This is a genomic window from Bradyrhizobium manausense (assembly GCF_018130615.1).
In the GTDB taxonomy this organism is placed as follows: Bacteria; Pseudomonadota; Alphaproteobacteria; order Rhizobiales; family Xanthobacteraceae; genus Bradyrhizobium; species Bradyrhizobium manausense_A.
Window position 1 is genome coordinate 26,129 of sequence record NZ_JAFCKB010000016.1, and the last position, 16,941, is coordinate 43,069.

The 16,941-nt window shown below is 60.7% G+C and carries 14 protein-coding genes; 11 read left to right on the plus strand and 3 right to left on the minus strand.

Annotated elements, in window-relative coordinates; genetic code table 11:
- Nucleotides 1-83 precede the first annotated feature (83 nt).
- Nucleotides 84-974 (minus strand): LysR family transcriptional regulator, encoded by an 891-nt coding sequence (locus tag JQ587_RS25710; protein ID WP_212427147.1) that lies wholly within the window; start codon nucleotides 972-974, stop codon nucleotides 84-86.
- A gap of 287 nt (nucleotides 975-1,261) precedes the next feature.
- On the opposite strand from JQ587_RS25710, the gene JQ587_RS25715 reads away from it, so the two are divergent.
- Nucleotides 1,262-2,611 (plus strand): MFS transporter, encoded by a 1,350-nt coding sequence (locus tag JQ587_RS25715; RefSeq protein WP_212427148.1) that lies wholly within the window; start codon nucleotides 1,262-1,264, stop codon nucleotides 2,609-2,611.
- A gap of 49 nt (nucleotides 2,612-2,660) precedes the next feature.
- Entirely contained in the window at nucleotides 2,661-3,938 is a 1,278-nt protein-coding gene (locus JQ587_RS25720) for an FAD-dependent oxidoreductase (protein WP_212427149.1), read from the plus strand.
- 211 nt (nucleotides 3,939-4,149) lie between these two features.
- Here the strand turns inward: JQ587_RS25720 and JQ587_RS25725 are convergent, their stop codons facing one another.
- The gene (locus JQ587_RS25725; RefSeq protein WP_212427150.1) at nucleotides 4,150-4,938 is read right to left on the minus strand and encodes an AraC family transcriptional regulator; all 789 of its coding nucleotides are present in this window, start codon (nucleotides 4,936-4,938) and stop codon (nucleotides 4,150-4,152) included.
- Nucleotides 4,939-5,067: 129 nt separating this feature from the next.
- Here JQ587_RS25725 and JQ587_RS25730 point away from each other — a divergent pair, with 129 nt between their 5' ends.
- From JQ587_RS25730 to JQ587_RS25750, 5 genes are read left to right on the plus strand one after another with little or no spacing between them, the layout of a single operon-like run.
- Nucleotides 5,068-6,387 (plus strand): tetratricopeptide repeat protein, encoded by a 1,320-nt coding sequence (locus tag JQ587_RS25730; RefSeq protein WP_212427151.1) that lies wholly within the window; start codon nucleotides 5,068-5,070, stop codon nucleotides 6,385-6,387.
- A complete protein-coding gene (locus tag JQ587_RS25735; protein WP_212427152.1) occupies nucleotides 6,388-7,614 on the plus strand; it encodes an MFS transporter in 1,227 nt (408 codons plus the stop codon).
- A 33-nt stretch (nucleotides 7,615-7,647) separates the two neighbouring features.
- Nucleotides 7,648-7,815, plus strand: a complete 168-nt coding sequence (locus JQ587_RS25740) for a hypothetical protein (RefSeq protein ID WP_212427153.1) — start codon at nucleotides 7,648-7,650, stop codon at nucleotides 7,813-7,815.
- 26 nt (nucleotides 7,816-7,841) lie between these two features.
- Nucleotides 7,842-8,882 carry a zinc-binding dehydrogenase gene (locus tag JQ587_RS25745; RefSeq protein ID WP_212427154.1) on the plus strand — a complete coding sequence of 347 codons (1,041 nt, stop codon included), beginning with the start codon at nucleotides 7,842-7,844 and terminating at the stop codon, nucleotides 8,880-8,882.
- Entirely contained in the window at nucleotides 8,869-9,528 is a 660-nt protein-coding gene (locus JQ587_RS25750) for a cupin domain-containing protein (protein WP_212427155.1), read from the plus strand. The genes JQ587_RS25745 and JQ587_RS25750 overlap by 14 nt, the downstream gene beginning before the upstream one ends.
- Nucleotides 9,529-9,711: 183 nt before the next feature.
- On the opposite strand, the gene JQ587_RS25755 is transcribed toward JQ587_RS25750, so the two are convergent.
- Nucleotides 9,712-10,758, minus strand: a complete 1,047-nt coding sequence (locus tag JQ587_RS25755; RefSeq protein ID WP_212427156.1) for a LacI family DNA-binding transcriptional regulator — start codon at nucleotides 10,756-10,758, stop codon at nucleotides 9,712-9,714.
- Between the two features lie 173 nt (nucleotides 10,759-10,931).
- Here JQ587_RS25755 and JQ587_RS25760 point away from each other — a divergent pair, with 173 nt between their 5' ends.
- From JQ587_RS25760 to JQ587_RS25775, 4 genes are all read left to right on the plus strand, one after another.
- Entirely contained in the window at nucleotides 10,932-11,873 is a 942-nt protein-coding gene (locus tag JQ587_RS25760; protein WP_212427157.1) for a dihydrodipicolinate synthase family protein, read from the plus strand.
- A 117-nt stretch (nucleotides 11,874-11,990) separates the two neighbouring features.
- Entirely contained in the window at nucleotides 11,991-13,379 is a 1,389-nt protein-coding gene (locus JQ587_RS25765) for an MFS transporter (protein WP_212427265.1), read from the plus strand.
- A gap of 124 nt (nucleotides 13,380-13,503) precedes the next feature.
- Complete coding sequence (locus JQ587_RS25770) at nucleotides 13,504-14,535, plus strand: LysR family transcriptional regulator (RefSeq protein ID WP_212427158.1); 1,032 nt, start codon at nucleotides 13,504-13,506, stop codon at nucleotides 14,533-14,535.
- Between the two features lie 293 nt (nucleotides 14,536-14,828).
- A complete protein-coding gene (locus JQ587_RS25775) occupies nucleotides 14,829-16,322 on the plus strand; it encodes a porin (RefSeq protein ID WP_212427159.1) in 1,494 nt (497 codons plus the stop codon).
- Nucleotides 16,323-16,941: the final 619 nt, after the last annotated feature.

Sequence of the window (16,941 nt, forward strand, 5' to 3'; positions counted from 1 at the left end):
AGCACCGCAGATATAGTTTCGTGCAAGGTCCGGCGGCACGGAAACGGAGCGACTCATCGAATCGCTGGGAGTTAGCTTAACTCTCAAAGTTTCAGTCGCTGGAAGCCTGCTCGCACGCGCTCAACGAAGGTCTGAGCTAACAACGAAGTGGCAATACTCGCATTCCGCACGGCAAACGCTTTGAAAGTTGGGCCTTCGTTGATCGGCAGAAAGGCGAGGCCAGGACTGCGCCAAGCTCGCGCCGTTAGACTGTCCACCACTGCAACGCCAGCTCCGCAAGCGGCCAACGAACAAGCCGTCTGACCCGACCGTACCTCGATGCGAGTATCCGGCTTGATTTTCAGTTTGGCGCAATACTCGGCGATGAACCGACCTTGGGGGGTATCGGGGCCGAAGGCGATCAGTCGCTCCTTCAGGATATCGCGTGGACTTATCCGGCGTCGTGCGGCGAACGGGTGAGAAGCGGCGAACACGCAAGTCAGGGACCATTGGCCGACAGGGGTGCAATGGATCAGCGTGTGTTCGATAGGCAGGCTCGATATGGCGATATCAGCCTCTCCTGCCAACAGCTGATGGAGGATCTCTCGGACCAACTGCGTTTGCGTATAGAATCTGGCGGCCGGAAAATGCGCGCTGGTGTCCGCGACGGCTTGCGGCACCAGTTCAAGTGCCATGCTGGGAGTCGCTAAAACCTTGAGCGAGAGTCCGCCTCCGGTTTTCAGTTTCCGGGCGCAGTCCTCGATCCGGGTAACGCCTCGATAGACCTGCTCTACCTCGGCAAAAAGGGTGTGTGCCTCGGGCCTAGCATTCAATCTTCCCTTGATGTGCTCGAAAAGCGTCACGCCGAGTTGTGATTGGATATGCCCCAGCATCCGGCTGACGCCCGGTTGCGAAATATGCAACAGGCGCGCGGCTTCACTGACCGAACCTGCGATCATCACGGCACGAAACACCTCGATCTGACGTAGATTCATGGCCGGCCACGCGAAGGGGATCAGAAGGACATAACACCATGTTATGGCGTGTTTATTCAATGGTATTTGTGCGCAAAGCGAAAGGTCTCCTAAGGTTATTGAAAAAGGGGGGCAGATATCCCCGAGCAGAAACAGGAAACGTCGAGGCGATGATGTCTCAATCATTCGATGCGGTTATGCGTTGCGGCTCGTTTGCTTGCATCGCAACTTGGTCGCGTTACCGCGCACAACGCAGACATTGATGCTCCCTGCAGAATGACAGGGTTCCCCGAGGGTCGAAACGAAAAATGGATATCCAAACACCTGCAATCTCGCTTGGCGGGGTCGACGTTTCAAATGTCATTGATACCCGTCGATTGAGCCGTTTCCAGATCGGTGTGTTCGTCCTCTGTGGCCTCGTTATCATGATCGACGGCTTTGATGTGCAATCGATCGCATATGTCGCGCCGGTCCTTACGGAAGCCTTTCACATCGAACGAGCAATGCTGGGGCCGGTATTTTCGGCAGGACTTGTGGGAACAGTGCTGGGCGCCTTGCTGATCGCTCCGTTGGCGGAGCGCATTGGCCGCAAGATCGCGCTGATCGGGTGCATTGCATTGTTCGGCGTTTGCTCGCTGCTGACCACCTTGGCTGCTGACCTAGAACAATTGATGATCGTCCGTCTGGTCGGTGGTCTCGGCCTTGGCGGCGCAACACCGATCGCCGTGGCGCTCGGTGCCGAATTCAGTCCACAGAGAAGCCGAGCTACCATCGTGATGCTGATCTATTGCGGTTACGCGATCGGAGCTGCCGGAGGCGGATTGATTAGCGCGTACCTGCTGCAGATCTTGACCTGGCACGCCGTCTTTGTCCTTGGCGCAGTGTTGCCGTTGCTGTTGCTGATTGCCGTCTGGCTATGGCTCCCGGAGTCCATCACCTATCTGGCCTATCGCGGTACCCGCAACGACTTGATCGCCGCCTACGCTCGCCGGATCGATTCTACCGTCGAGATCGACCCCACGGGGGTGCTTGAGGTCGAAGACAAGGCCATCGGCTTTCCCGTCGCCCAGTTGTTTGCAGGGGGCCGAACTCCGCGAACGCTGTGGCTTTGGCTGATGTTCGTCACCAACATTCTCTCGCTCTATTTCATGATTTCCTGGTTTCCAACGCTCGCGACGACAGCTGGTGTCGACGTGAGTTCCGCCTTGGTCGCCGCCTCCCTGATTCAGGTCGGCAGCATAGTCGGAACCCTCACGCTGGCCGCACTGGCCCGGCGTTTCGACACCTTTGTCGTCATGAGCATCGGTTACATGGGCGGAACGGTTGCACTGCTTCTGATTGCTATGGCGGGCAGTTCGGTTGCCTATTTGATGGTCGTCGCCTTCATTGCCGGCTTCTTCGTTATCGGCACGCAGACCGGGGCCAACGCGGTCAGCTCGTTGGTCTATCCCCCCAGCATTCGAGCGACCGGGGTAGGCTGGGCCTTGGGTATCGGCCGCCTTGGTGCCATCGCCGGTCCCTACGTCGGTGGGGTGCTGATCGCCCTGCACTGGTCGAGCCGCGATTTGTTCATGGTTGCCACGGTCCCGACCGCGATCGCCGCAATTAGCGCCGTGATCATCTCGAAATTGGTGCGCCGGGCTGGCGGCCATCTCTAGGAACTGCGAACGATCGTATTGGCGTTAATCCTGCACTGAAGGTCTTGCGATGAATCCCATCAACATCGACGTGCTTGTCTGCGGTGGCGGGATGGCCGGGACCGTCGCAGCCATCGCCGCTGGACGCAACGGTGCCGAGACGTTGCTCGTCGAACGATGGGGATTTCTCGGTGGCTCAGCGACGGCCGCCGCCGTCGGTCAGTTCGTGGGCTGGGAAACCGAGGCCGGCAGGAGAGTGATCCGCGGCATCGCCGAGGAGATTGTCGATAACCTCCGTGCTCGCGGCGCGTCGGACGGCCACTCGCACTTCGTGATGTCGACCGGCCATCGCATGGATCAGGTTTCCTACGATCCGGAAACCCTCAAGATCGTGTTGGACGAGCTTGTCACCAGGGCGCCAGCACATCTGCTGTTCAACACAGTCGTGATGTCGGTCGCGCGCACTGAGCGAACGATCAACGAGGTAACCGTGCTGACCAAGAAGGGACCAATTGCGCTGCGGCCTAAAGTAGTGATCGATGCCTCGGGCGATCTCGACGTCCTTGCGCGCGCCAGCGCGACGTTTCTGTCACTCGAGGAAGGTGAAACGCTACAGCCTGCGACGATGATGTTTCGCTTTGGCCCGATCGACTACGAGGCGTTCAACGCCATCCCCACACCGGAGATACACGCGCTGGCCCAGCGCGGCGTCCATGAAGGCGCGCTGGCGCGAGCGGCGCTGCACCAGAGTCGCGTCACCGGCACGCAGGACGGCTGGTTCAACGTTAGCCGCGTCAGCGTCGATGCAACCGATCCGTTCGATCTCAGTCGGGCCGAAGTCGAGGGGCGACGGCAGGCCTTCGCGGCCGCAAACTTCATCCGGGAAAATGTTCCCGGCTGCGCTGGCGGACGATTGGTGGCGCTCGCCGCCCAGCTCGGCATCCGAGAAACGCGCCGCGTCAGCGGCAATTACATCCTCACCGTCGACGACCTGCGTCGGGGCCGGACGTTTTCCGACGTGATTGCATGCGGTGCCTATCCGATCGACATCCACCCGGCCACCGGCACGGGTCTAGGATTCGAGACGCTCGGAAAGGACCACAGCTATCAGATCCCCTATCGCTCAATCGTGCCGTCCGGCTTCGACAACGTGCTGATCGCTGGACGCGGGATCTCCTCGACTCATGAGGCGCACGCGTCCACTCGCGTGATGCCGAATACGATGGCGATCGGCCATGCTGCCGGCCTCGCAGCTGCGATGATCGCCGAAGGAAATATTGGGGCAAGAGAATTGCCAGTCGAGCGGATGCAAGCGAAGCTTCGCGAGGCGAATGCCTATCTCGGCTAGATTGCTCCCATGAGCGGGACGGCTCGTGGCGAAGCTCGAACTTTTTTGATTCGAACTTCCCACTTTCCCCGTGCGCCGCGCCCCGCATGTGGGTTCGAAGGCGCTTCGGTGCGATCGCTCGTCAGCAGATCTACTGGTTAATAGATAATCAGCACCCCAGAAGTAAGAAGGCGCCTGACCCTCCGTCCTCCAGGTTGAGATAGCATCGCGATCAATGCGAGTTGGGGGCCTTTCTCATATATGCATGCGGGCTGGATCCCATCTCAGTCCGGAAGGCGAAGATGAACGCTGACGTGGAGGCATAGCCGAGTTGCAGGGCCGTCTCGGTTACTCTGGTTCCGCTGCGCAACAGCTCGATCGAACGCAGAAGCCGTACTCGCCGCCTCCATGATCGCAGATTCAAACCCATCTCAGCTTCGAACTGCCGCGTGAGCGTTCGGGACGAAGTACCAAGCACCTTCGCCCAATCGTCCAAACCGCGTTCGTCGGCGGGATTTACGTAGAGAGCTTCGCAAAGGCGCAGCAAGCGCCCGCTGCGCGGCCACGGCAATCCGGCAGTGAGCGCTGGAGCTCTGGCGAGCTGGTCGAGAATGAGTGTCGTGACGCGGTCCGTGTATCCGTCGTCATCCTCTCTGGCTTCGATGGCGGCGGCCTCGACGATCAACTGCTTCAACAGGGGTGAGACGGCCAGCACCGTCGGAGCCGTCGGCAAACTTCGTCCGGAGTCGACGGAGATCCATAGGCTGCGGAATTCGGCGCCCAGAAGTGAACCGACCCGGTGGCGGATGCCGCTCGGCAACCACACCGCCTGTTCCGGCGAGATGACGAAGGACCGGTTCTCCGCAATCGCCATGAGCACACCGTCGACGGCGTAGACAACCTGATGCCAGTTGTGCGCGTGCTCCGGAAATTCGTGCCTCGGAGGAATCGATTGGGCCCGCATCGTGATCGGTTGCGGGGGAAGGGCGTCTGGCGGGGGCGATATTGCAGTCCAGGACATGCCGTCTCCGATTGGCGGATATTCGACATAAATTGGCAAAACGTCGAAAGACAGCCTGATATCGCTCTGGTAGCGGTCGAAATCAAGGGGCAGCCAGGTCGGCGGGCCCGTCCGCTGTAGGAGCCGAGCATGGCCGAGGTCGACAGTCGCGGCCTTCCGATTTCGACGAACTCGCCGCAAGCGGCGGCAGGCTATCGCACGGGCGTCGACCTTCTCTTGTCGGCCTGGCCCGGCGCAGAGGAGGTGCTGAGGCAGGCTATCGACCAAGATCCGGAGTTCGCTCTAGCGCATGCCGCTCTCGCGCGGCTGCAAGCGATCAAGGGCCAGCCGGCCGAGGCGCGCGCCAGCGTCGCGAGGGCGCAGGAGTTCGTCGCCCGAAACGGAGTGCCCCGTGAGATCAGCCACGTGTCGACCCTCTCGCTTGCGGTGACCGGGCAGTCGGTCAAGGCTTTGGAGAGCGCGCTCGCCCATCTCGATCAATGGCCCCGCGATGTCCTGATCCTCTCGCTCCCGCTGGGCGCGTTCGGTTTATTTGCCTTCTCGGGAATGGCCGATCACGACCAGGCACGGGTCGATCTGTGCGAGAAGGTGGCGGATCGCTACGAATCGGACGACTGGTGGCTTCTGACCTACCGCGGTTGGTCGCACGCCGAGAACGGCGCGGTCACCAAGGGCCGAGATCTGGCGCAGCGCGGTCTCGAGCGCCGGCGCGCCAACGCCAACGCCGCCCATGCCGTCGCGCACGCCATGTTCGAGCAGGGCGCGGCGCAGGAAGCCGAGAGCCTGATTGAAGGCTGGCTTCCTGACTACGACCGGGCGGGCATGCTGCATGGGCACCTGGCGTGGCATGCCGCTCTGTCCGCGCTTGAGCGCGACGATCCGCAGCACGCGCTCGCGCTCTATTCCAAGCATGTTCGCCCTTCGGTCTCGCTGGGACTTCCGATCAACATCGTAAGCGATGCGGTCTCGCTGCTGTGGCGGTTGCAGGCGTACGGACACGAAGTGCCGGTCGGTCTGTGGGACGAGGCCGAACGCTATGCCGGCGCGAAGTACGCGAACCCCGGACTCGCGTTCGTCGAGGTCCACATGGGACTTCTTTCGGCAACAACCGGACGGCACGTCGCCGCGATCGACCGCATCGATGCGAACTCGCGGCGTATCGCGGACGGGGCGTTGCCGGCCGGACCCGTCGTCCCGGCGGTTGGCTCAGCGGCCGTCGCTTTCGCGAATGCCGACTACGCCGAGTGCGTACGAATTCTCGAACCGTTGACGAGGGACTTCGCTCGAGTCGGCGGTAGCGGCGCCCAGCGGGAGATTCTCGAGGACATGCTGCTGCTCGCGATGATGCGCAGTGGGCAGTCCGCCAAAGCGCGCGATCTGCTGGATCGCCGTCTTCATCGCCGTCCATCGCAGCGCGACACGCGCTGGCGTCATCAAATCGAGGCCTAAATGACCCAAGTTGTGGTGGAAGATCTGCAAGACGCAGTGCCGACCACCCGGTTCGAGCGCGCCAACGTAGTGAGGTTGTCGATCGCGCAGGCGCTGGCCGGCGCGAACTCGACCGTCATCTACGCCACCGGCGCTGTGATCGGAGACATGCTGGCGCCGACAAAGGCGCTCGCTACGCTTCCGATCTCGATTTTCGTCGTCGGGATGGCCGCGTGCACGTTGCCGGCTGGCGCGATCGCCCAGCATCACGGGCGTCGTGCCGCCTTCATGATCGGCACCGGCTGCGGCGTCGCGGGTGGTCTGATCGGAACGCTGGCCGTGCTGCAGGCCTCGTTCTGGCTGTTCTGTCTCGCGACGTTCTTCGGGGGCGTCTATGCCGCGGTGGTGCTCTCCTTTCGCTTTGCCGCCGCCGACTGCGCTGCGCCCGAACGGCGACCGCGGGCACTGTCGGCCGTGATGGCGGGCGGCGTCTTCGCTGGCGTGATTGGGCCGCAGCTCGTCACCTACACGATGGATCTTTGGCAGCCGTACCTGTTCGCTGCGACGTATCTCGGACAAGCTGCCGTCGCGGCCATTTCGCTCCTGGTCCTCGCCGGCGTGCGTCTGCCGGCGCCGACGGCGACAGATGCTGGCAAGGGGCGTCCCTTGGCCATTATTGCGCGGCAGCCGCGGCTTATCGGTGCGGTCGTTTGCGGCGTGGTTTCGTACCTTCTGATGAACTTCCTCATGACGGCTGCGCCGCTTGCGATGAAGTTCTGCAACCTGCCGCAGCAATCCGCGAACCTCGGCCTCCAGTGGCACGTCATCGCGATGTACGGGCCGAGCTTCTGGACCGGCCGTCTGATCACCCGGTTCGGCGCCTCGAAGGTGGTTGCGACGGGTCTGCTGCTTACAGCTGCTTCGTCCGCGGTCGGACTCCTCGGCATCCAGGTCGCGCACTTCTGGGCGACGTTGGTCCTTCTGGGCGTCGGTTGGAACTTCGGCTTCGTCGGTGCCTCTGCGATGGTTCTCGAGTGTCATAGGCCGGAAGAAAAGGCGCGAGTCCAATCGCTCAACGACTTCGTGGTGTTTGGCACGATGACGTTCGGCTCCTTCCTGTCAGGTGGACTGCTCTCGGCTTACGGTTGGGACACGGTGCTCTGGCTCTCGTTTCCGCCTCTGCTGTTTGCCGTGGCCGCGCTTTTCGTGGCGTCGCCGAAGCCATCCAGAGAAAGCGTTGCGGCCTGAAGCCGGGACGTCAATTGAATTGGATTTCCGACGGTGGACCATCCGCACGCCAGAGACCCCGGACGAGGGCGCATCGGATCGACGGATCCGCGCGGCAACCCCGGCGCCGTCGACGCGGCGGAGCGCGCCGCGGCATTCGTGATCGCGCGCGGGCGTAAGCTTGCGCAGAGCAATCCGCTGTCGTCGGCAGCGAACGGCTGAAGTGGAACTCCATCGGAGGTAGTGAAATGAGGCGTTCCCATCGCGTCGCGCAGGTTTCGAAACTCGGCGAACTCGAAATCGCCGAACGCGAGACGCCGTCACCCGGCGCGGGAGACGTTCTGATCGCGGTCGAGGCCTGCGGGATCTGCGGCGCCGACGCGGGCGACATCGACCGGGCCGATCCGAAGATGTTCCCCGCTCGCGTGCCTGGTCACGAAGTCGTTGGCCGCATCGCGACGCTCGGCGCCGGCGTGCCCTCGATCTGGAAGATCGGTCAGAGGGTCGGTATCGGAAGGCTCGGCGGACACTGCAACCAATGCGCCCAGTGCCGCCGCGGAGAGTTTCAGCTCTGCATGAACCAGCCGTTCGTCGGGTCGACGTGCGACGGCGGCTACGCCGAGATGATGATCGCCCGGGCTACCGGGCTGGTCTCGATTCCCGATGAGCTGAAGTCGGAGGAGGCGGCGCCGCTGCTCTGCGCAGGCATCGCGACATTCAATGCGCTGAAGAAGTGCGGCGCGGAAGCCGGAGACACGGTCGTCGTGCAGGGCATCGGCGGGCTGGGGCATCTCGCACTCCAGTACGCGAGACGGATGGGCTTCCGCGTCGTCGCCGTGGGGCGCGGGGCCGATATCTCGACCGACGCTATCACCCTCGGAGCGCACGTCTACATCGACTCGAAGAAGGAAGACCCCGTCGCACGTTTGCAAGGGCTCGGCGGTGTCAAGGCCATTATAACGACCATCGGCGACGTCCAGGCTGTTGCCGCGTTGACGGGCGCTCTCGCGCCGCAGGGCAGGTTGGTCCTACTGGGAGCCGGAAAGGATCCTCTGCCCGTGTCCCCAGGACACATCGTCGTCGGCGAGCGCAGCATCCTTGGATCGATCACCGGCACGCCCTTCGAGAACGAGAAGACGCTGGACTTCAGCGTGCTGGCCGCAGTGCGACCCCGCATCGAAATCATGCCGCTGGAGAAGGCTGGCGAGGCGGTCGCGCGGATGAGGTCCGGCCAGGCGAATTTCAGGATGGTACTCACCATGACGGAGGCAAACCATGCGCATCAATGACGATCTGACGATCCCCGTGATCATCCAAGCCTCGGAGCTCCCATGGATGGCGAGCCCTGCCGCCGGCGTGGATCGGCGTATGCTGTTCCGCATCGGCGACGAGGTCGCTCGCGCCACATCGATCGTGCGTTACGCACCGCGGAGTGCATTTCCCCGGCATACACACGGTGGCGGCGAGGAGATCGTCGTCCTAGAAGGCGTGTTTCAGGACGAGCATGGCGACTATCCTACCGGCAGCTATTTCCGCAACCCGCCGGGCACTTCTCACGTGCCCGCTTCGGCGGAGGGCTGCACGATCTTTGTGCGGCTGTGGCAATTCCGAGAAGGGGACCATCAGCAGATCGTCCGCCGGCCCGTACAGGCTCGATCTGCGCCTGGCGCGATCGAACTCTTTAACGACGGATCCGAGAATGTCCGATTCGAAACTCTCGCAACAGGCGCCGCGACGATAATCGAGAACCAACGGGGGTTAGAGGCGCTCGTTCTCGATGGCGATCTGACGATCGGCGATCGGACTCTAACGACGCAAGGCTGGATCCGCTTGCCAGCGGGTGATGCGTTGCGTGCGGTCGCCGGTCCGCGCGGGGCTAGGCTCTGGGTGAAGGACGCACCGCTGATTCATCCGGACGTACTACGGATGCCTTGAACCGCTCTGGTAGAAGCGAGCCATGCGACCACGGCGCTTTACTTTTCTGTCGAGAGTGATGGATGGGCACGATGTGTGAAGGTCCCCATGCTTGCTGTCGCCACAAACGCTCGTTCCGGTCTCGCAGCGAACTTCTAGTAGCCCGGAGGAGTGAGGTGCCACACGCGGAGACCGACTACCTCGTTACGGCGAGCCAGCCGCGGATCTGGGCCTGCCCGTAGATTGTCGAGGAATAAGCGTCGGTGTCGCAACACGAATGCGATCCTGCTCGTTCGAAGGACCATGGGCAACAAGGTCCAATGCAGCGTTTGCAATCTGGTCAAAGGGAACGCGGACCGTTGTCAGTGGCGTTGGCAGCCGGCTCACGATTGGGATGTCATTATATCCAACGATGGATACATCGCCCGGTACCGATAGCCCGAGCCTTTGTAGGGCTGAGAGGGCGCCAATCGCCGTATTGTCGTTGACGGCAAAGATTGCGGTTGGTGCAGGCGAGCAGCGCATCAGAGTTTCTGTTGCGTCAGCACCTGAATCGATGCCGAATGTCGACTCGACGATCCAGCCGGAATCCGGGTCGATGCCGGCTTCTATCATCGCCTGTTGATAGCCTTTGGTTCGGCCGATGCTACTTGAAGCGTAGGAGGGGCCGGCGATAAGGCCGATACGTCGATGACCAAGATCCAGCAAGTGTCGTGTTGCAAGGTATCCGCCGAGACGATCGTCGGCGACCGAGGAGAGAGTGCGTCCGTCAGTGCGCAAGGCCAGAACGCAGGGCACGCCCCGCGCTGCGAGTTGTTCGGGAAAATCATCGCCGATGCGGGCCGTGGACATCACGAGTCCGTCGACGCCACGCTGCAACAATGTCTGCGCTGCGTCACGGTCGGCACGCGGTTCGTCGCCTGTTGTCGCTACGATGGCGAATCGTCCGGACCGGGTGCATGCGTGCGTAAAGGACTCATACAGCATTGCCATGACGGTGTCGGTCAGGCGGGGAACGATCATTCCGATCGTCATCGTGTTGCCACGCCGCAGGCTGCTTGCCGAGACGTCTCGGAGATAGCCGAGCTTGGCGGCAATCTGGCGGACGCGCTTCGCGGTCTCGCTCTCGGATCGCGGCAGGCGCTCGTCCAGGATGCGGGACACCGTCGATTTCGACACGCCCGCAGCCTCGGCCACGTCGAGCAGGGTCACCCGCTCCGGCCGTTCGGGGGCTTCATCACCGCGATCCATCTGATTCGCCTTTAGATTCTGCGTCCCCGCAGGTAGTCCAAATTTAACGATTGACACAAGGGCACCTCAATTATAGCTTGGGAACGTTCCCGAGATCGATCCTGACATCGTTCCCACATGAAAGTCGAGCGAGGGAGCGTTCGCAAAACCGCCTAAACTCAAGGGAGTTGAATATGCCTGTGATGGATCTCAGGGGGCTGAACCCTGCCCCCGTTACCGCCTTTACTCGCGATGGTGCAGTTGACCACAAGGCCAATGCAGATCTGGCGCGCTGGCTTGTCTCCGTGAAGGGAGTGAAGAGCCTCGTCATCCTCGGTCATGCCGGTGAAGGCACCTTCCTGACCTCGGAAGAGCAGCTCGACCTGATCAGGACTTACGTCGATGCGGTCGGAAAGCAAGTTCCGATCATTGCCGGTATCACCGGCGAAGGCACGAAGGTCGCCGCGCTGGAAGCCAAACGGGCTGCCGACGCAGGCGCGATAGGCGCACTGGTCTATCCGAACCACGGTTGGCTTCGCTTCGGGTTCCAGAAGGGCGCACCGCAGGATCGTTACAAGGCAATCCACGAGGCGTCAGGACTGCAATGCATCCTGTTCCAGTATCCGAACGCGACCAAGGCTTCCTACGATCTTCAGACCCAGGTCGAGATTGCCGCACAGCCCGGCGTCGTTGCCACCAAGAATGGCGTTCGCGACATGAAGCGCTGGGACACTGAGATTCCGGTGCTGCGGAAGGAATTTCCCGAGTTGCAGATCCTGACGTGTCACGACGAGTGGCTGTTGCCGACCATGTTTGACGTCGACGGCCTGCTGGTCGGTTATGGCGGTCTCGCACCGGAGCCGCTCGTGGAGTACCTCGCCGCCGCTAAGGCGCGCGACTACAACGCTGCGCGCGCCTATCACGACCGGCTGCTCCCCGTGACGAAGGCGGTCTATCATCGCGGTTCGCACATGGAAGGCACTTGCGCTCTGAAGCTTGGCCTTGTGGCGCGCGGCAAGCTCGATCATGCGACGGTGCGCTCGCCTCTGATGCCGCTCGCTAGCGGTGCGGAAAAGGAAATCCGCGATGCGTTGGCGCAGGCCGGCCTCATTCCAGGTGCCGCCAAAGCTGCCTGATCTCCCCGCGGCGACGAAGACGAACATCGGCGGCGGGTAACCGCCGCCGATCGGCCAACGACGTGGCCAAGCAAAGATATAGCGGCAAAAAGCCGAAAAACGGAGGAGATCATGCTCATGACGGCGCAGGCCGGCGTGCCGACTTCGGCCACCACGCAGTTGGACGGTAGACAAGAAATTGGTGCCAGAATTGAGCGGCTTCCGGTGACCCGACCGGTCTTCTGGACCCGTAACGTGATCGGGGCCGCAACATTCTTCGATGGTTACACCGTCATTGCCATTGCTTACGCAATGCCGGTTCTGGTTCAGCAATGGAGCCTTAATCCGCAACAGACCGGCCTGATCCTTTCGGTGGGATATTTGGGGCAGGTCTTTGGAGCTGTTCTTTTTGGCTCCCTTGCCGAGCGCTTCGGACGCCTCAAGATCTTGCTGTGCACGATCCTGCTCTTTGTCAGCATGGACGTGGCGTGCCTGTTCGCCTGGGGTGCCCTGTCCATGATGCTCTTTCGCTTTGTGCAGGGCATCGGAACCGGCGGCGAGGTGCCGGTTGCAAGTGCCTATATCAACGAGTTCATCAGCTCCAAGGGGCGTGGCCGCTTCTTCCTGTTGTATGAAGTCATGTTCCTGTTTGGCCTCGTCGGAGCTGGCCTGATCGGTAGCGTGCTGGTGCCACGCTTCGGCTGGCAGGCGATGTTTGTTGTCGGACTGATCCCGGCCGCGATCCTCATCCCTCTGCGCTTCTTCATGAAGGAGTCCCCGCGCTGGCTCGCTGGGCGCGGACGCTATGTCGAGGCCGACCGCATCGTCTCAGCCTTGGAGCGCAGTGCGGTCGCGAGCGGCCACATTCTTGTCGACCCGCAGCCTTCAGTCGGCGCGCCCACCAAATCGGTAACCGACTGGCGTGAACTCTTTCAGGGAATCTACCGCGCGCGGACGTTGACGATCTGGGGCATGTGGTTCTCGTCATACCTCGTTGCAAACGGCATCATCACTTGGCTGCCGACGCTGTACCGTCAGACCTTCAATCTGCCGCTCGAGACCAGCCTGCGCTATGGCCTGCTGACGTCGGTGGCAGGCGTGGTCGCTGCCGTTGCATGCGCCTTATTGATCGACCGGGTGGGGCGCAAACGTTGGTATGTCGTAGCCTTCTTGCTCGCGCCCATACCGTTGGCCTCGCTCGCCCTGCTCGGAGCCGGCGGTGCGACCCAGGTCCTGGTCCTTGCGGGTCTCGCCTACGCCATCGTCCAGACGATCACATTCTCACTCTATCTCTATTCGTCCGAGCTCTATCCAACCCGGCTGCGCGCAATCGGAACGGGGTTCGGGAGCGCCTGGCTTCGTCTCGGCTCTTCTGCCGGTCCGATTGTAGTGGGATGGATCATCGCGAGTTTTGGAATCCAGTACGTCTTTGGTGTCTTTGCCTGCGTTCTGCTGGCAGGTGCCGCGATTACCGCGCTGGGTGGAATTGAGACCAAGGGAAAAGCATTGGAGGAGTTGTCTCCCTAGCCAATCGAACGACGATCGTCGCTTTTCTGGAAAGGCCTATCCAGTGAAGAACTGGAGCGCCGACCTCCTTCTAAGATGCCTCCCTCCAGTTCGACTCCAACCCGAAAATGGTGAAGTCTATCACATGATTTTGCCTCCTAAACAACGAGCCGCGCTCGATCTGAAGCCCTACTATTTTTTCGTGCGGGTCGCGGAAGCGGGAAGCTTTTCAAAGGCGGCGTACGCTCTTTCCATCAGTCAATCGATCCTCAGCAGGGAAATAAGGTGTCTGGAACAATTTCACGGCGTTCAGCTCTTCAACCGGAACGGCCGGGGAATTTCGCTAACCAGAGCCGGCGATCAACTGCTGATGCATGCGACGTCGATCCTACGCAGCCTTTCACATGCGCAGGACGAATTGCGAGCACTCAGCGGAGCGCGGTCTGGAAATGTGATCGTTGCGCTGCCGCCTCTGTCGGGTAGCGTGCTGACGATCGACTTGATCAAGCGTTGCAGGCAAGAGTACCGGGATATCGTCCTAAATCTTATCGAAGCATATTCCGCAACGGCCATCGAGATGTTGACCAACGGGGTTGTCGACATTGCAGTTCTCTATAACTCACCCAACACAAGTACGCTCAATATCGACCATTTGATGGATGACCATTTCGTCCTGGTAGGAGCACCAGGCAGCCTATCTCATTTTGGTGACGATATCTCGCTGGAGCATGTCAAGGACTTGCCTCTGGCTCTCGCGCCGAGGCCCCATCGCCTCAGAAACGCGCTGGATACTACGGCGCGTGAATCAGGCATCGACCTAACGATCAGCCTGGAAGTGATTGGCACCGGAAGCCTGCTGGAGTTGGTGCGCGAGAAGATCGTCTTCACCATCCTGCCGTTCAATGTCGTGCGCACACAGGCCCAAGACGGCTCGCTGGATATCCGACGGCTAACGGGCCCACTTCCCGTGCCAAGGCTGTTTGTCGCAACATCCATGCAAAGGCCCCAGACTATTGCGACGAAAGCGGTCTTGTCGGCCATTCGTCAGCGTTTCCCGGCGGTTTCCGACCATTCGCTCAGCTCTGCTGACGAGTACAGAGGTGTGCCTGATCAAGGCGGGCCAGATCGATGCCCTATTATGGCTGCCCAACGTGGTGAGAGAGCACATGTGCTCTGAAGTCAGGAAGCGCTGATGGGCTCTCTACTTGCGCGGTGTGCGCGGCGTTTCTCGTCTGGGGGCTCGCGCGCACTGCTCATCCCGAAGTGTAACGCCGTTAGGTCGTGCGCGTGCGTTGCCACAGTGAGCCAAGGGGATCCGGCTATAACTGTTATGCCTTTCCGCGAGATTGAAACCCATTGGACTGCTGGGCACAAAGTCAAGGAATAGAATTCGGGGCGAAAAGATCTGTACGGATCTCTACACGTGGGGGGTTAACGTTGACTCGAAATACAACGATTCGGCGCGCGTTGATGGGAGCCGTCCTGCTTTCGGCTGGCGCCTGCTCGGCCGGTCCGGCCAATGCGGGCGATATGGCCACCAAGGAAGCCCGTACGGCGCCGGCTTCGATCGCTTCAACGATATTCGACGGTGAACCTGGAAAGTTGTCGTATGCCGGTATTACGGTTTATGGAATTTTCGATCTGACGGGATCGTACCAGGACCACGGCGTCCCGCCGAGCCCATACATGAACGGACAGTACCTCGTCGCCAAGAACAGCGATGGGCCGCGGTTCGCGTTCACCAACAATGCCATGAGCCAGTCGCTACTCGGCATTCGGACGGAGCAGAAGCTTGACGAACTGTTCTCGACCCCGAGCCTTCAGGGATGGTCTTTCGTCTCGGACCTGCAAAGCGGCTTCAATCCAGCGTTCATGGCCATTCAGGATTCCTGCAAATCGCTCGTTCGTGCTAACGGCACCGGCAACGTTCCCGGCACGACCGCGAACTCAGACAGCAGTCGTTGTGGGCAGATCTTCAATGGAGAAGCATGGGCCGGTTTCAAGCATACGACTCTTGGAGAGCTTCGTTTCGGACGTCAGAACAGCTTGATGTTTGATGACTTCGCGGTCTTTGACCCACAGAAATTGTCATTTGCCAATTCGCTCTTTGGCACGTCGGGCACATACGCGGGAGGCTTCGGTGCGACAGAGGACAAGCACTGGAACAACTCGCTTAAGTACAAGGAAACGATCGGCCAGTTCAATTTCGCAGCTCAGTATCGGTTTGCGGGCGCTGATCAAGGCGGTACAGCGTGGGCTCTTCGTGCGGGAGTCGATGGTTGGGGCCTGTTCGATGGAGCCAAGCTCAGCGCGACATGGGGGCATTTTAACGATGGCATCGTTGCGTCATCCCTGACAAATTCGACAGCCAAAGCGGCCGGGAGCTGCCAGTCGCTGGGCGTGAGCCTTGCTGATTGTCAGTATCTTGACGTCCTGAACGCCACGGTTTCGGACAACACCGCGTGGTCGATCATGGCGCTCTACAATTTCAAGACGCTCGGCCTTCCGGGTGTTACCGCCATGGGCGGCTATGAAAACATCTCGATGACGAATCCTTCGAGCGTGCTTCCGGCCGGTTACCGAACGATCGGTGGCTACCGGTTAAACTTCACTCCCACCACCTTCACGTCCTTTACGACGGCGAGGGAGCTGGATGTCTATTGGCTTGGCGCTCGTTGGCAGATCACCCCGAAGTGGGTGGTTGCGGGAGCGTGGTACACCGTGGACCAGAATAGCTATGTGCGCGCCGGAGCAGCCTGCACCAATCCTGGAGCCGGAACCGCGACGCTGGCTCAATGTGCAGGCAAACTCAATTGGCTCTCTGGAACGATTGATTATCAGATGACGCAGCGGCTGGACTGGTATGCCGGCCTGTCTCACACTTGGGTGAACGGTGGGTTCTCCAACGGCTACACTCACACTTCGAATTTCAATGCGACGGTGGGGGCTCGCTACCGATTCTAACGCGAGCCTTGCTCCTTTTCGAAGGACCGAACGCTGAGCGAAAGTTCAGAGCTAATATGGTCTATGGCATCCTAACAGCCCAACTAACTCGATGAACGTTCATAACAGCGGAGAATTGCTTTGCTCGAACGTACGTCGTGTTCGTCCACTGGCAAGCGGCGCATGATTGCGCCGTCTTGAAGAGATGACTTGACCACATGCATTGCCGGTTCGGTAATCGGCTAGATGTCAAGTTTAGCGCTAATGCGCGTTGCGCGGCTAGTCCAAGTTTCGCTTTTCGGATGAAGGGGCGTGGGCATTGAGGTCGACAAGTGGTGGAAAGAAGGGGCACACTGCTTGGAATTGCCCGATGATCGACGCCGATTGCCGCTGGCATCGGGAGCAGGAGCTAGTGAATTTGTTTGAGCAATTTCGAGCATTAGCGGATTCGGTCGTTCGCCTTCCTCCAGGCTCGGAGCGACGAACTGCGTTTAGGGAGCTGCGCTACTATGGGACGCGAATTGAGATGATCGCGGCAAAATGGATGTGGCTGAGTCATAGCTAGTTGAATAACGAGCTTTCACGCCTCGCGGCTACTAGTAACTGTTTGGCGGCAAGGGCGCGCCAACCAGGCGGTTGC